Source organism: Cytobacillus sp. BC1816 (genome assembly GCF_051353635.1).
GTDB classification, from domain to species: domain Bacteria; phylum Bacillota; class Bacilli; order Bacillales; family Cytobacillaceae; genus Cytobacillus; species Cytobacillus oceanisediminis_C.
This window is the reverse complement of record NZ_CP195611.1, coordinates 1,783,342-1,798,548: the sequence shown is the minus strand read 5'-3', so window position 1 is coordinate 1,798,548 and position 15,207 is coordinate 1,783,342. Positions and strand designations below refer to the sequence as shown.

Sequence of the window (15,207 nt, the reverse complement as noted above, 5' to 3'; positions counted from 1 at the left end):
TTTAGTGATTATTTTTTTCTGAACATGTCGAATTCGCCCTTAAATACCTGTTCGTTATTCACAAAGCTATTGACTTCAACAATCGTCCTGCCGCTGTCAACATCAATTGTAAGGACCTTGGCTTTTGCTATAACACGTTCACTTAATCGTACTGGCCTTGTAAATTGAATATTGGCTTTCGCTGTCAATGCCAGTTCATCGTTTATTACAGCAACTGCCAGTGAGTTGGCCTGTGCAAACAAGTGATGACCCCGGGCTATTCCATTCCGCTTGAAAACATGTTCATTTTTTACATCGAAAATGGAAATTGCCGTTTTATCCAATTCTATATCTATTATTTCACCGATTATTTCTTCTATGGGTAGAGATCGGACTTCATCCTCGAAAGTTTTTTCAGCAACATGCTTGATTCGCTCCCGCAATTCCGGAATAGATAATTCCAAACGGTCGAGCCTTATTGTCTGGACGCTGACAGAGAACTTATCTGCAAGTTCCTCGTCCGTAACAAATGGATTTTCTTTTATTGTGTCCGTTAATAAATGCTGGCGTTCTTTTTTATTTCTTTTCATTAAAAATCCCACCGTCCGAGATATTAAGACTAGGTACTAATAGTAGTATATAATCAAAAAAAGCAGATTGCAAGAAAGAACTTTTCTGCAATCTGCTTTAAGTGTGATTGAATATTTGTCTAGCCTGCATACTCTGGCCGCTGATTTCCTCTGCAGGCCCTCCTCTCTCCGCTGTGAGGAACAGAGTTCCTCACAGCCGCCTGCGGGGTCTCACGCAGAACATTGAATCATCTCCCTTGAATTAACACCGCACGAAGGAAATGCGAAAGCATTTGCAAGGATCAAGCACTCTCCACTCCAATCGACTCAGCGTGGGATATTGATGCTTCGATCCTTTAGTCAAGTTTTTCCCCTTCCAGCACTCCGGTTTCCTTTAAATAATTTCTCAAAGGCAGGTACTCATCTGAATGCCAGAATTCATGGGATTCAACAAGAGCTGCTGCATCGTTTCTGGCGGTTTCGAGAGCGCGGTAATCATGGACCATATCGGCGACTTTAAATTCCGGAAGACCGCTTTGTTTTTTACCGAAAAAGTCCCCAGGGCCCCTCAGCTCAAGGTCCTTTTCACTTAGGGCAAATCCGTCATTGGTTTCCGTCATGATTTTCATGCGTTCTTTTCCAACTTCCGATTTGGGATCAGCTAAAAGAACACAATAAGATTGTTTATCTCCTCTTCCTACCCTGCCCCTTAATTGGTGCAGCTGTGCAAGTCCAAACCGCTCGGCATCATAGATCACCATCATCGTTGCATTTGGGACATTTACACCCACCTCGACAACTGTAGTAGAAACAAGAACTTGAGTTTCATTTCGGCTAAAAGCCTTCATCACATTTTCTTTCTCATCTGGATGAAGCCTCCCATGCATGAGCCCGACATCATAGCGGCCATGAAAATGATGCATCAGGGTTGCATGGACATCTATAGCGTTTTGAACATCCAGTTTGTCAGACTCCTCAATTAGGGGACAGATCACATATACCTGCTGGCCTGCTGAAAGCTCCTTTTCCATAAAACCAAGTACTCTATCAAGCATTTCAGGTTTTGCCCAATAAGTTTCAATCGCTTTTCGCCCTGCCGGCATTTCATCTATGATGGAAACATCCATTTCCCCAAAAACAGTAATGGCCAATGTCCTCGGGATTGGCGTGGCAGTCATAAACAGAACATCCGGACTCTCGCCTTTTTCCCTGAGGACGCGCCGCTGTCCGACACCAAATCTATGCTGTTCATCAGTAATAACAAGTCCCAGTTTATTAAATTCCACTTCTTCCTGGATAAGTGCATGTGTGCCTATAAGAACATCGATTTCTCCATCCTTTAAATGCTGAAGAATTTCTCTTCTGCGCTTTCCTTTGACAGAGCTTGTTAGGAGTTCACATCGCAAGCCAAATGGCTCAAGCATCGTCTTTAAAGATTCCGCATGCTGCTCTGCAAGGATTTCGGTCGGAACCATTAAAGCTCCCTGGAATTCTGCTGTCCTGCTGGCATATAGAGCGATTGCCGCAACAGCCGTTTTGCCGGAACCAACATCCCCCTGTAATAGCCTGTTCATCCGATAAGGCGATTTCATATCAGACAGAATCTCATTAACTACCCTTTTCTGGGCACTGGTTAAGGCAAACGGAAGGGAGTCTATAAACTCCATCAGCCTCGAAAAATCATAAGGTTGCGCAATTCCTTTAGACTGCTCTCTTTCAATCTTTCTTAGTGCCTGCATTTTTAATTGAAAATAGAAGAATTCTTCATAAACAAAGCGCCGTCTTCCCTGTTTAAGTTCCTGATCATCGGCAGGAAAATGAAGCGATCTCATAGCATCTCGCCTATTCAAAAGCCTATATTGCAAAAGATATTTTTCAGGCAAAGTTTCTGATATCTCATTCCCATACTGTGAAAAAGCCAGTTTTATAAAACGTCTGATTCCCTTGACAGTGATATTTCCTTTGACACCGTAAACCGGCTCAAAATCCTTGTTATTGGAGGCACTTCCTATTTTTAATTCATTGGCTGTTATGATCTGGCGGTGCTGGTCCCATTTGCCTGTCACTGTAACAGTTTCGTTCAAAGTAATTTTGTTCTTTAAATATGGCTGATTAAACATGACCACTTGTATCAGATATCTGCCTACAAGAACTCTCAGAGTCAGCCTGGAACGTTTCCTTCCATAATAGGCGAGTGAAGGTTCACTGTGAACCTTTCCTTCCACAGTTACTCTTTCATCATGCTTGATCTCTTCCAGGTCCTTGAGTCTGTAATCCTCATATCTATACGGAAAATATTCAAGCAAATCTTTTACAGTGTTTATGTTCATTTCAGCAAGTGATACTGCTGTTTCCTCTCCGATGCCTTTAACAGCTGTAACAGACTGATTATAATTTGGATTCACGTTTATTGAACGGCTGCCAAATATATTTTCTCAAGGCAGTCCGCCACCCCTCCCTGCTCAATTACTTTTAACTGCAGGCTATGTAAAGCCTGCTTTATAACTAACACACTATATTTTAAATAGGCAAGTAACTAATCTTTAATCAAATAAATTAATATTTCCGAAGCTCACTAATATATACTCGTTTTAAATGGACAAAAGCGAAGGCTGGGCCCTCGCTTTTTTTTTGTTTATTCAATTGAGAATATAAAAGAGTATAGTGGCTGTTTGCCATCATGCACTTCGACTTCGACATCTCCATACTTATCTTCAATATAGCTGATAAGTGCATCCACTTCTTCTTCTGCCGCATCTTCACCTTTTAATACGGTTAGGATCTCAGAATCTTCATCAATCATTCCATCGAGAAGATCTTTGGCAGCCTGTACCCTATCCTTGTTCTTGACAACAATTTTCCCATCTGCGATGCCCATAAAATCATCTTTTTCAATTTCGAGGCCATCGATGCTTGTATCACGGACAGCAAAAGTAATTTGGCCTGTCTTCACATGCTGAAGGGCTTCTGACATGCCTTCTTCATTTTCTTCGAGTCCGGCACTTGGGTTAAAAGCAAGCAGGGCAGCCATTCCCTGAGGAACGGTCTTGGAAGGAACAACCACTGCTGCTTCTTCAGTCACTTCTGCAGCCTGCTGTGCAGCCATTATGATATTTTTATTGTTTGGCAAAATGATTACTTTCTTGGCGTTAACTTCTTTTATGGCTTTTACAATATCTTCCGTACTAGGATTCATTGTCTGGCCGCCCTCAATGACTGCATGTGCTCCGATGCTTCGGAAAAGATCCGCAATCCCGCTTCCCATTGATACTGTCACGATTCCGTACTCCTGCTTTTCCTTTGGCTTAGCTTCAGCTGCCAATGGTGTAGGAACGTCTTCAATTAAATTGGTATGCTGCTGGCGCATGTTTTCAATCTTCATATTGATTAAGCTGCCATAGCGCTGTCCGTATGTCAGGCAATCTCCTGGCTGTTCAGAGTGGATATGTACTTTTACAAGCTGTTCATCCGCAATCACAAGAAGCGAGTCCCCATATTTGCTTAAGTCCTGACGGAACTTATCTTCAGAAAAAGGATTAGAAGATAGCTTTTCAGTTTCAAACTTGACCATAAACTCTGTGCAATAACCAAATTCAATATCTTCAGTGTTCATAAAACTATGAACATTTTTATGGTGTTCTGCGCTAACCAGGTCGTCCATCTTTGGAAGGGCTGCTGGTGTATCCGGAAGTTTTTCGCCCTTGAGCTCAGCAAGGAATCCTTCATATACAAAAACAAGACCCTGTCCGCCGCTGTCTACAACCCCAACTTCTTTTAAAACTGGAAGAAGATCCGGAGTGCGATTTAAAGAAGCCCGAGCTTCTTTTAAAACTTCCTCCATAATTACTACGATATCATCCTCATTTTTTGCAGCCTGCACCGCTTTTTTTGCGGAATCTTTAGCAACGGTTAAGATTGTTCCTTCAACTGGCTTCATTACAGCTTTATAAGCAGTCTCTACACCTGAATTCAAAGCATCAGCAAACTCTTTGCCATTGATGGATGATTTCTGTTCTATGTGCTTTGAGAAACCTCGGAACAGCTGGGAGAGAATTACTCCAGAGTTCCCGCGGGCCCCCATCAGCAAACCTTTAGAAAGAGCAGAGCCCACCTTCCCAATATGTTCCTGAATATTAGCTTTTACTTCCTTTGCACCGGAAGTCATTGACAAATTCATGTTGGTTCCTGTGTCTCCATCAGGAACAGGGAAAACATTTAACGCATCCACTAATTTTGCATTAGCAGATAAATGGTTCGCTCCTTGTATGACCATTTCGGCAAAAAGCTTCCCATCTAAATCTCTTTTTGACACAAGTCTTTCCTCCTCACTACGGGTTCGTTACACGAACTCCCTGAACGTAAATATTAACCGAGTCCGTACTTAGCCCAACCGTTTTATCAAGGGTGTATTTCACTTTAGATTGCACATTGTGGGCAACCTCGGAAATTTTCGTTCCGTAACTTACAATAATATACATATCGATATGTACTTCATCTTCTTCCTGGCGGACAATTACACCGCGGGTAAAATTCTCTTTTCGAAGTATATCTGTAAGGCCATCTTTAATTTGATTTTTAGAGGCCATCCCTACGATGCCGTAGCAGTCGACTGCTGCTCCGCCTGCGATTGTTGCAATTACGTCATTAGAGATATCAATTTGCCCGAAATTCGTTTTTAATTCGATGGACATGGTTCGTTCCCCCTTTGGAAATTGCTTTTAATAAAAGCCTCTTCAAGCGCTCCCGCTTTACGGAGACGCTGGCGTTCCCCCTTATTGTAAAAGGCAAGCTTGCTGTTAAAGGAGAATACATCCTTTTCAGCTGGGCAGCGATCTTTCTAACTCCAAGCTTTATGCATACCTTATGATATTTTACTATATGGGCTGTAATATTGAAAGTCATACTTCCCCATCTCTATTATAGCTCATGTTCCATGCCCCTATGTCAAGGAAATTTTCTTGAAAGCAAACTATTGCAATCAGAAGGGTTGTATGATAAATTATTAAAGTATCTTTTAATGTCGAAATCCGAAGAGGAATTCCTCATTAATTCAGATGGATGAATCTGACTATTGCAAATGAAAGCATTGAAAAATAGTTTCAGCTTATGCTTTTAGTAAGGAGGGAAACATACATGCCACGCAAATGTGTTGTAACTGGTAAAAAAACAACTTCAGGTAACGCACGTTCTCACGCGATGAACGCTAACAAGCGTACTTGGGGTGCTAACCTTCAAAAGGTACGTATTCTTGTAGACGGTAAACCTAAACGTGTTTGGGTTTCTGCAAGAGCACTTAAATCAGGTAAAGTTGAGCGCGTTTAATCTGCTCAGGGACATCCTTTTAGGATGTCCTATTTATTTTCCGTTTTATAATCCACTATCCATTTTCCCCCATTCAATCAAAAAATAAAAGCACCCCAGAGAGGTGCCCAGTTTTTGATGCTATTTTCTTTTTCATTTATGGGAGTTTACCCCTTTTTGAAGGTCCCTAACATGGCACGCACAATGCCCCCTAAAAATTTAGGAAGTTTGATTGTATAAAATCTCATTACTCGTGTCCCTCCTCACGATCTTACGCATCCATTCTGTCATTAAATCGTCTTTACCATCTTATTCAAATAATGAAAGATGAGTACTCATGATTACAAAAAATGATCAGAAAGCAATTCATGCCAACACTTATATCCAGCGTCCCAGCACCTTGCAGGGCAGCACAGGCCCGGCACTTAATCCTTGCTTCTTACAACCATTAATATGCCTTCAGTAAAAGAAAAAGTACCACAATCATCAATAAGTTCATTGCTGATACAAAGAGTAGAACCGGCTAGGACGGTCCGGTCTGTGAGCGGATACTTGAAATTTCTTAATGTGAGGCCTTTAATTTCCATTGTGATCGGGACAAAAGAAATGTATTTGAATTTTGGATTTTGCTTTATGGTGTATTCACCTGGACCTTTAATATAAACCTTATTTTTTTGGTCAATAATTTCGACAGGGACAAAGATTTCTTCAATTACAGGCTTTATTAACAGCTGAATATTTGCAAATAAGTGGTCAAGCCGGCCGCCTGTGGCGCCAAACAAACGAATTTTCTCAGGATTTTGGTCCAGTGCCCAATTCAGGGCAAGCTCCATGTCGGTTTCGTCTTTCTCCGGCTTGAACCTGTTCAGCTCTTTTACTTTTTCTTCAATGATTAATAGTTCTTCATTTGACACAGAATCAAAATCACCAAAAGCCATTTTCGGCTGCATTCCATTTTGAATGAGTATGAGCACTCCTCTATCTACCCCGATCCAAATGTCAGAAGCATTACCGAATGAAGACAGTTCAGGCAGCAAATCCTCAGGGCCGCCAGCTAAAATATTTATAATCATTTCATATTGCTCCAATCATGATATATATCTTGAATTATAAAAAGCCAGCTATATTCCAGCTGGCCCTTTTTTATTTCGAACCTTTTAAAGCAGTGATCGCCCCGGCTCTGTCTTTCTGATTATAAATTGCCGACCCGGCAACAAGCACATTGGCTCCAGCTTCAATGCACAATTGTGCTGTTTCTTCATTCACTCCGCCGTCCACTTCAATTTCAATATTTAGACCTTTTGCGTCAGCCATTTCCTTAACGGCCTTAATCTTAGGAAGAACGCCATGGATGAACTTTTGTCCTCCAAAACCAGGATTAACTGACATAAGCAATACCATATCTATATCATCAATAACATGCTCAATCATATTAACTGGTGTAGCCGGGTTAAGAACCACTCCTGCCTTGACGCCAAAAGATTTAATAAAATGAATTGTTCTGTGAAGGTGCTTGCATGCTTCTGCATGTACAGTGATATAATCTGCCCCAGCATTAGCAAATGCCTCAATGTAGTTATCCGGATTTTCTATCATCAAATGAACATCCAGGGGCAGCTTTGTCACAGGACGGATTGCATCAACAATTAATGGACCGATTGTTATATTCGGTACAAAATGGCCGTCCATTACATCGACATGAATATAATCAGCTCCTCCTCGCTCTACATCTTTAATCTCTTCTCCCAATTTAGAAAAGTCTGCCGATAAAATAGAAGGTGCGATTTTTACCATGAATTAATACCTCGGCTTTCTATCTTTTATTTCCTGCAGAAAGGTTTTGTAGTGCTCATATCTGTAGGAAGGAATTTCACCGTTTTCACTGGCTGTCTTCACAGCGCATTTAGGTTCTGCCATGTGCAGGCAGCCTCTAAATTTGCATTGGTCGCTTTTCTCCTGAATTTCCGGAAAGCAATAATTAAGATCCTCCAATTCGATATCTGTAAATTCAAGGGAGCTGAATCCCGGGGTATCAGCAACAAGCCCTTTTCCAACCTCTATCAGCTCTACATGCCTGGTTGTATGCTTCCCCCTGCCCAAATGTGAAGAAATATCATTAGTTTTCAGCTCTAAATCTGGTCTTAATACATTTAACAAAGAAGATTTCCCCACACCCGACTGTCCTGCAAAAACGGATATCCCGCCTTCCAGATATGGCTTTAAGTCTTTAACGCCTTCTTCTGTTTCGGAGGAAGTCAGCAAAACATCATAGCCGGCTTTGCGGTAATCTGATGCATATTGCTGAATTTCCCTATATTCATCTTCGTCTGTCAGATCTATTTTAGTAATGCAGATGATTGGCTTGATATGATTGAATTCAACCAGCACCAGGAAACGATCTAATAGAGAGGTGCTGAAGCCTGGTTCAACAGCTGAAAACACTAGAATGGCCTGATCAACATTTGCGACCGGCGGACGGATCAGCTCATTTTTCCGTTCTTTTACTTCTAAGATGTATCCTTCTGTAATACTTTCAGCCTGAAACACAACTTCATCACCGACCAGCGGGTTAACCTTATTTTTCCGGAAAACTCCGCGGCCTCGGCACTGAATGGTTTCATCTCCGCTTAAAACATAATAAAACCCGGCTAAGGCTTTAATAATTTTGCCCTCAGGCATAGCAACACTCCTTGCTTATGATTCTTCTTCCGGATAAGGAATTTCCTTTTCTTCAAAAACCTGGCCATCCCGCAGAACCTTATAAGTGGCATTCTGTCCAGGAGCAATCGTTATATCAATTGGTATTACCGTATCTTCATAAATCAGCTCTGTATGAACTGGTTCAGAACCAGGATTATTCATATCCTTGATGATAATCTGAACTTCATTTGGCTCCCCTTCGGCTGCAGGCTCATATGGAACACTGATCTCAATATTTTCTGTTTTAGGAAGAAGTTCTTTTTTCCCTTTTGAAAGAACCACAGTCACTTTCTGTCCCCTTGCCAGGTTTGTGCCTGGTGCCGGATCCTGTTTGATGACTAGTCCTTCAGGGACTTCCTCATGAAATTCTTCTTCACCATATTCTACTTTTAATCCCGATGATTCTTCGTACTCCTGCAGCCCCTTTTCGTTATAGCCGCGCAGATCTTTTAAGGCAATTGGCGCCGGGCCTTTGCTGACAGTAAAAATCAATTCTGTATCCTCGGGAACAACAAGGTCGCCTTCTGAGAAGTTTTGGTCCAGGATTGTCCCAGCCGGCTCACTCTCATTATTTTCTTCTGTTTTTTCAATGTTTTTAAAATTTTTGCTTTCAAGCAAGCGGACTACATCGTCATATTGCCTGCCCTGGTAATCGGCTAATTCAAATTTTTCCTTGCCAGTGCTTTCATAGATATCAATGGAAGTTCCTTCTTTTACGGTTCTGCCTGCTTTCGGATCTGTTTTTACTACCAGACCTTCTTCCACATCAGGGTCACTTATCGGCTTTGTATCCCTAACCGTAAACCCTGCGGCAATAAGCTCTGCTACTGCATCTTCCACCTCTTTACCGGACACATCAGGAACCTGGACATCCTTGGGCTCAATAAGATCAGGTAAAACAGTTATGGCGAGGATGCCTAATACAGCCAGAAACAAAAAGACTGATACCAGAATAATTGGCCATTTCTTTTTCTTCTTTTTTTCCTTCTTCTTCTTATCAGGGAGAGGTTTTGCCACAGGCTGCGTGTCTCCCTTTGGATCCTTTGCATGTACAAGTGTTTCGTCCATGCTTTGATATGGGCGGTCATCTGTAATAACAGGGATTGCCTTTGTAGCATCATCGTCAATCGGGACCATAAACTTTTCTTCATGAAGCCTTTCGGGTTCAAGAGCTGTACTGATATCCTCTTCCATTTCTTCAACAGAATCATACCTGTGAAAAGGATCTTTAGCTGTCGCTTTTAAAACGATATTTTCAACACTTTGCGGTATGGAAGGATTCCATCTCTTAAGGGAAGGCGTCTCTGACTGCAGATGTTTGAGAGCTATCGATACAGCGGATTCACCTGAGAAAGGAAGCCTTCCTGTCAAAAGCTCAAACATAACAATGCCAAGGGAGTAGATATCAGACTTTCTGTTGGCCATCCCCCCCCTGGCCTGTTCCGGAGAAAGATAATGAACAGAGCCTAAAACAGAATTGGTCTGGGTTATACTGGTGGCGCTTAATGCCATGGCAATTCCGAAATCAGTAATCTTAACATTACCATGCCTATCTATCAAAATATTATGCGGTTTAATATCCCGGTGTATGATATGGTTTTGATGTGCATGAGATATGGCAGAGGTCAGCTGTTTCATAATTTCCAGCGCATCATCTATGCGAATCGCGCTGTTTTGCTGTATGTATTGCTTTAACGTTTGTCCATCTACATATTCCATTACAATATAATAGATAGAATCCTCTTCGCCAACATCATAGATACTGACAATGTTCGGGTGGGCTAAGCTGGTAGCTGACTGGGCTTCACGATGAAAACGGCGGATAAATTCTTCATCTTCGGCAAAATCCATCCGAAGCACTTTCACGGCTACATCTCGATCTAGAATCATGTCATGGGCCAGGTAGACATTTGCCATGCCGCCTCCGCCAATCATATCAAGAATCTTATAGCGGCCGCTTAATCTTCTTCCCTTAATCATCATTTATCATCCCGCTCTCATTGCTTTCAAAATACTCAGCAATCACGAGCGTAATATTGTCTTCGCCGCCATTATTATTGGCCTGTTCAATCAGCACTGCGGCTTTTTCCTCCAGTGTTCGTCCGCTTTTGAGGATTTCAATCATTTCAGCCACAGCTACTTTGTTGGACAAACCGTCAGAGCATAATAATAATAAATCGCCCTCTTCAAACGTAATGGTTTTGATATCCATCTCAACCGCTGCTTCAGTTCCCAATGCACGGAGGAGCACATTTTTTCTTGGATGATGCTCAGCATCTTCCTTGGTAATCTGCCCTGACCTTACAAGTTCATTCACTAGGGAATGGTCTTCCGTCAGCTGCTGAAAACCCGATTCATTCAAGATATAACATCTGCTGTCGCCGATATTGGCAATTGTCGCAAAACGATCGGTACATATTACAGCCACAACAGTTGTACCCATGCCCTCACATTGTTCATTTTCTTTCGAATGTTCATAAAGAATCGTGTTGACCTCTGCAATATGCTTCCGCAGCCATCCTTCCGCCTCTTCGGCAGTCTGAAAGTCATCTGTCTGATCCCAGAACCCTTTTAAACTTGTTAACGTCATTTCGCTTGCCACATCGCCAGCCCGGTGGCCGCCCATGCCATCTGCTACGATGGCAAGGCGCTGCCCCTTGCTGTTCACATAGATGCCGCCATTATCTTCGTTATGCTGCCTGACTTTGCCTTGATCTGTCATAAAAACAGCTTTCATTCTGTCACCTCGTCTCCTCTTTTCGCTCCTTTGCACGAAGTTGTCCGCATGCTGCATCTATATCATGACCGTGCTCCCTGCGAATGGTTACATTAATGCCGTGGTTCTTCAGTGTCTTTTCAAAAGCAAAAATTTGATCCTTGGGTGTCCTCACATAATCTCGTTCGGGCACATAGTTTACTGGAATCAGGTTAACATGGCACTTCACATTTTTTATTAGCTTTGCCAGCTCTTCGGCATGTTCCACCTGGTCATTGACCCCTCCGAATAAGCCATATTCGAAACTCACCCGTCTGCCTGTTTTATTTATATAATACCTGATTGAATCCATAAGGTCCGGCAGCTTATAAGCTCTATTTATTGGCATCAGGCGGCTTCTGATTTCGGTGTTTGGAGCATGTAATGAGATCGCGAAATTGATCTGCATATTTTCATCTGCAAATTTATAGATTTTTGGGATGATTCCGCTGGTCGAAACAGTGATATGGCGTGCACCGATATTCAGCCCTTTATCATGGTTGATTATCTTCAGGAATGACAGCATACTGTCATAATTATCAAATGGCTCACCGATCCCCATAATTACAACCGAGCTGACCCGTTCATCTGTCTCATCTAGTGCCTGTTGTACTTTTACGACCTGAGCAACGATTTCTCCTGCTTCAAGATTACGTTTTAATCCGCCTAAAGTTGAAGCACAGAATGTACAGCCGATTCGGCAGCCCACCTGAGTAGTTACACATACTGAATTACCATAGTCATGCCTCATCAGTACAGTTTCAATCGAATAGCCATCATGAAGTTCAAATAAAAATTTTATTGTCCCATCAGCTGACTCCTGCTGAATGATCGTTTTAAGAGTTGTCAGCGAAAAATTTGCTGATAGTGCATCTCTTAACCCTTTTGACAGGTTCGTCATATCCTCAAATGATGTGACTCTTTTTGTGTAAAGCCAATCAAAAATTTGCTCAGCCCTGAAGGCTTTCTCATTATTTTCTTTAAGCCAATCCTTCAGCTCATGCAGCTGTAAAGTATAAATGGATGGTTTTTGTTCGTCTGCTGTTATTTTCTCTGCTGCTGTTTGTTCCATTTATTGCACCTTCTTTCTCAGACAGGCAATATAAAACCCGTCCGAACCAATATCCTGCGGTAAAATCTGCAGTTCAAAATTATCTATAAACGGAGCAATTGCTTTAGGCATTCGCTCACGAACTGATATATCTCCCTCAAATTCCGCATTATTCTTTAAAAATGACTGGACAACATGCTGATTCTCTTCCTTATCCACTGTACATGTACTATAAACAAGAATACCACCTTTTTTCAGCAAAGGTGAAACGGCATCCAAAAGGTTTCTTTGAATCTTATGAAGATGATATAAATCATCTTCTTTTTTTGTGTATTTCATGTCCGGCTTTCTTCTCATAACTCCAAGACCTGAGCATGGGGCATCCACTAAAATGCGGTCAAAAGATTCTTTTTCATAATGCTCCTGGACTTTCCTGCTGTCAAGGGCATTTGTCTTAATATTCGATAGTCCCAGTCTATCAGCATTATCATTAATCAGCTTTACTTTATGCTCATGAAGATCCAGTGAAATGACTTGTCCAGTATTTTGCATTTTTTCTGCAATATGTGTGGTTTTTCCTCCGGGTGCTGCACAGGCATCCAGGATCTTTTCATTTGGATTTCCTCCAAGGGCATATGCAGCAAGCATGGAGCTTTCGTCCTGAATAGTAATCAGGCCGTCTTTGAAAACACGCGAATTGGCCAGGTTTCCTCTTAAACATTTAATGGCAACTGGTATAAACTGACTTGGTTCTACTTCAAATCCTTCTTCCTTTAGAAGTGACAGGCATTCATCCCTCGAAGCCTTGACCTCATTTACCCTTGCAGTCTGAAGTGGAGCAGTCAAGTTAATTTCACACATTTTCTTTGTTTCTTCAAACCCAAGCTGATCGGTCCATCTTTTTACGAGCCACGCGGGATGGCTAGTCTCAATGGAAAGGCGTTCAACACTGTCTTCAATTTGCTCAAGATCTGGAAGCCCCTTTCTTTGAACGTTCCTGAGCACGCCGTTGACCATGCCGGAAATTCCTTTATGCCCCCATCGTTTAGCTATTTCTACTGCCTCGAAAATAGCTGCGCGGTCAGGAATTTTATCAAGAAAAACCATCTGATACAGTGTTAGCCTTAAGAGCTGGTTAACCCAGCTTTCAATTTTTTTGTTGCCTGCTAAAAACGGCTGCAGGTAAAAATCGAGTGTCATCCGGCGCTGAAGGGTACCATAAGTCAGTTCCGTTAAAAGTCCGATATCCTTCTGGTCTATTTCGTTCTTTTTTATGGCGTTATTCAGCAAAAGATTGCTGTAGGACTGATTTTTTTCAATGGCTTCAAGAAGTTCCAGTGCAGTTTCCCTTACATTTTTCTTTTTTAGCTTATTCATTCGGTGTCTCCCAAATGGCCGCCGGCAGTTAGATGGGACCCCGCGCCTCTCAAGAATTGTTCTGCTCGCATCTTTTTCTTTCCGGAAGGCTGCAGTTCTGTAATTTTAATGGCTGTCTCATTCCCTGCTGCCACAACGATTCCATCTTCCTCAAGCCTGATAATTGTTCCCGGTTCTTTGCTTTCAGCAGATTTGACCTTTTCCGAATTCCAAATTTTAATCACTTTGCCGTCAAAAGTTGTATAAGCAACCGGCCATGGGTTTAACCCTCTAATGTGGTTATAGATTTCTTCTCCGTTTTTGCCCCAGTCGATTTTTTCCTGTTCTCTTTTAATATTATAAGCAAAAGTGGCTTCTTCATCATTTTGCCTGATGGGAGTGAGTTCACCATTCAGGAGCTTTGGCAGTGTTTCAGATAAAAGCTTTGACCCTGCAGCGCTAAGTTTATCGTGAAGAGTGCCAACTGTATCTCTTTCCGTAATCGGCACTTCCACTTGGGTTAAAATATCGCCGGCATCAAGCTTCTCAGCCATGTACATAATGGTGATTCCTGTTTTTTCTTTCCCCTGCAGAATGGAGTAGTGAATGGGTGCACCGCCGCGCAATTCAGGAAGTAAAGATGCATGTACATTAATGCAGCCGAACTTGGGTGCATCCAAAAGCTCCTTCGGTAAAATTTGCCCAAACGCAGCCGTGACAACCAGGTCAGGCTTAAGAGCAAGAACTTTCTCCAGCTCTTCTGGCTGGCGGATTTTTTCGGGCTGATACACAGGGATGCCCTGTTTTTCAGCTTCGACTTTTACAGGCGGGGGAGTAAGGGTCTTTTTCCTTCCAACGGGCCTGTCAGGCTGAGTAACCACTCCGATTACTTCATATCCGTCCTCTATTATTTGCTTCAGTACAGGCACTGAAAAATCGGGTGTGCCCATAAATACGATTTTTGTCATTCAGCTTCCAATCCTTCCAACTCTTCTTCGTTCAAGTATCTTGTAACTTTTGAGGTAAATAGCACCCCATGCAAATGATCAATTTCATGGAGGATCGCTCTAGCCAGGAAATCCTCAGCCTCGAGGGTAAAATATTTCCCTTTTCGATCCTGAGCCTGGATTTTTACATATTCAGGCCTTGTTACTTCACCATATAACCCAGGAAAGCTCAGGCACCCTTCAGGTCCTGTCTGTTCCCCATTCGTTTCAAGGATTTCCGGATTAATCATTTCAATTGTTCCAAAATCATCATCTATATCAACAATGGCAATTTGCCTGCTAAGCCCGATTTGCGGAGCAGCCAGCCCGACACCATCGAATTCGATCATCGTATCATACATATCATTTAACAATTTGCCCAGCTTCTTATCAAACACCTTAACGGGTTCACATTCTGCCTCCAGAATCTCAGCCGGATAAGTTACAATTTTTTTTACTGCCAAAACGTTTCCTCCATTTTTATCTATTTTCAACCAATTTGAGTTTATT

The 15,207-nt window shown here is 42.1% G+C and carries 15 protein-coding genes; 1 reads left to right on the top strand and 14 read right to left on the bottom strand.

Annotated elements, in window-relative coordinates; all coding sequences use genetic code 11:
- Nucleotides 1-8: 8 nt before the first annotated feature.
- From fapR to ACR42H_RS09450, 4 genes are all read right to left on the bottom strand, one after another.
- Nucleotides 9-569: a transcription factor FapR gene (gene fapR, locus ACR42H_RS09465; RefSeq protein ID WP_113881908.1), complete on the bottom strand. Its 561-nt coding sequence runs from the start codon at nucleotides 567-569 to the stop codon at nucleotides 9-11.
- A 335-nt stretch (nucleotides 570-904) separates the two neighbouring features.
- Nucleotides 905-2,953, bottom strand: a complete 2,049-nt coding sequence (gene recG / locus ACR42H_RS09460) for an ATP-dependent DNA helicase RecG (RefSeq protein WP_436375731.1) — start codon at nucleotides 2,951-2,953, stop codon at nucleotides 905-907.
- Nucleotides 2,954-3,183: 230 nt separating this feature from the next.
- The gene (locus ACR42H_RS09455; protein ID WP_436375728.1) at nucleotides 3,184-4,860 is read right to left on the bottom strand and encodes a DAK2 domain-containing protein; all 1,677 of its coding nucleotides are present in this window, start codon (nucleotides 4,858-4,860) and stop codon (nucleotides 3,184-3,186) included.
- Nucleotides 4,861-4,876: 16 nt separating this feature from the next.
- Complete coding sequence (locus tag ACR42H_RS09450; RefSeq protein WP_009330806.1) at nucleotides 4,877-5,239, bottom strand: Asp23/Gls24 family envelope stress response protein; 363 nt, start codon at nucleotides 5,237-5,239, stop codon at nucleotides 4,877-4,879.
- Between the two features lie 442 nt (nucleotides 5,240-5,681).
- Between ACR42H_RS09450 and rpmB the strand changes: the two genes are divergently transcribed.
- Nucleotides 5,682-5,870, top strand: a complete 189-nt coding sequence (gene rpmB, locus ACR42H_RS09445; protein WP_019381740.1) for a 50S ribosomal protein L28 — start codon at nucleotides 5,682-5,684, stop codon at nucleotides 5,868-5,870.
- 146 nt (nucleotides 5,871-6,016) lie between these two features.
- Here the strand turns inward: rpmB and spoVM are convergent, their stop codons facing one another.
- From spoVM to def, 10 genes are all read right to left on the bottom strand, one after another.
- Nucleotides 6,017-6,097: a stage V sporulation protein SpoVM gene (gene spoVM, locus ACR42H_RS09440; RefSeq protein ID WP_019381739.1), complete on the bottom strand. Its 81-nt coding sequence runs from the start codon at nucleotides 6,095-6,097 to the stop codon at nucleotides 6,017-6,019.
- 177 nt (nucleotides 6,098-6,274) lie between these two features.
- Nucleotides 6,275-6,922 carry a thiamine diphosphokinase gene (locus ACR42H_RS09435; protein WP_436375726.1) on the bottom strand — a complete coding sequence of 216 codons (648 nt, stop codon included), beginning with the start codon at nucleotides 6,920-6,922 and terminating at the stop codon, nucleotides 6,275-6,277.
- 70 nt (nucleotides 6,923-6,992) lie between these two features.
- Entirely contained in the window at nucleotides 6,993-7,643 is a 651-nt protein-coding gene (rpe, locus tag ACR42H_RS09430) for a ribulose-phosphate 3-epimerase (protein WP_113881903.1), read from the bottom strand.
- Nucleotides 7,644-7,646: 3 nt separating this feature from the next.
- Entirely contained in the window at nucleotides 7,647-8,528 is an 882-nt protein-coding gene (gene rsgA / locus ACR42H_RS09425) for a ribosome small subunit-dependent GTPase A (RefSeq protein ID WP_436375722.1), read from the bottom strand.
- 15 nt (nucleotides 8,529-8,543) lie between these two features.
- On the bottom strand, nucleotides 8,544-10,529 hold the full coding sequence (gene pknB / locus ACR42H_RS09420; protein ID WP_113882145.1) for a Stk1 family PASTA domain-containing Ser/Thr kinase: 1,986 nt from the start codon (nucleotides 10,527-10,529) through the stop codon (nucleotides 8,544-8,546).
- Nucleotides 10,522-11,286 carry a Stp1/IreP family PP2C-type Ser/Thr phosphatase gene (locus ACR42H_RS09415; RefSeq protein ID WP_113881901.1) on the bottom strand — a complete coding sequence of 255 codons (765 nt, stop codon included), beginning with the start codon at nucleotides 11,284-11,286 and terminating at the stop codon, nucleotides 10,522-10,524. The genes pknB and ACR42H_RS09415 overlap by 8 nt, the downstream gene beginning before the upstream one ends.
- Nucleotides 11,287-11,290: 4 nt before the next feature.
- Nucleotides 11,291-12,376 (bottom strand): 23S rRNA (adenine(2503)-C(2))-methyltransferase RlmN, encoded by a 1,086-nt coding sequence (gene rlmN / locus ACR42H_RS09410; protein ID WP_113881900.1) that lies wholly within the window; start codon nucleotides 12,374-12,376, stop codon nucleotides 11,291-11,293.
- Nucleotides 12,377-13,732 (bottom strand): 16S rRNA (cytosine(967)-C(5))-methyltransferase RsmB, encoded by a 1,356-nt coding sequence (gene rsmB / locus ACR42H_RS09405; protein ID WP_436375719.1) that lies wholly within the window; start codon nucleotides 13,730-13,732, stop codon nucleotides 12,377-12,379.
- On the bottom strand, nucleotides 13,729-14,679 hold the full coding sequence (gene fmt / locus ACR42H_RS09400; protein ID WP_436375716.1) for a methionyl-tRNA formyltransferase: 951 nt from the start codon (nucleotides 14,677-14,679) through the stop codon (nucleotides 13,729-13,731). The genes rsmB and fmt overlap by 4 nt, the downstream gene beginning before the upstream one ends.
- Nucleotides 14,676-15,161, bottom strand: coding sequence for a peptide deformylase (def, locus tag ACR42H_RS09395; RefSeq protein ID WP_436375713.1), 486 nt, complete (start codon nucleotides 15,159-15,161; stop codon nucleotides 14,676-14,678). Before def ends, fmt begins: the two co-directional genes overlap by 4 nt.
- Nucleotides 15,162-15,207: the final 46 nt, after the last annotated feature.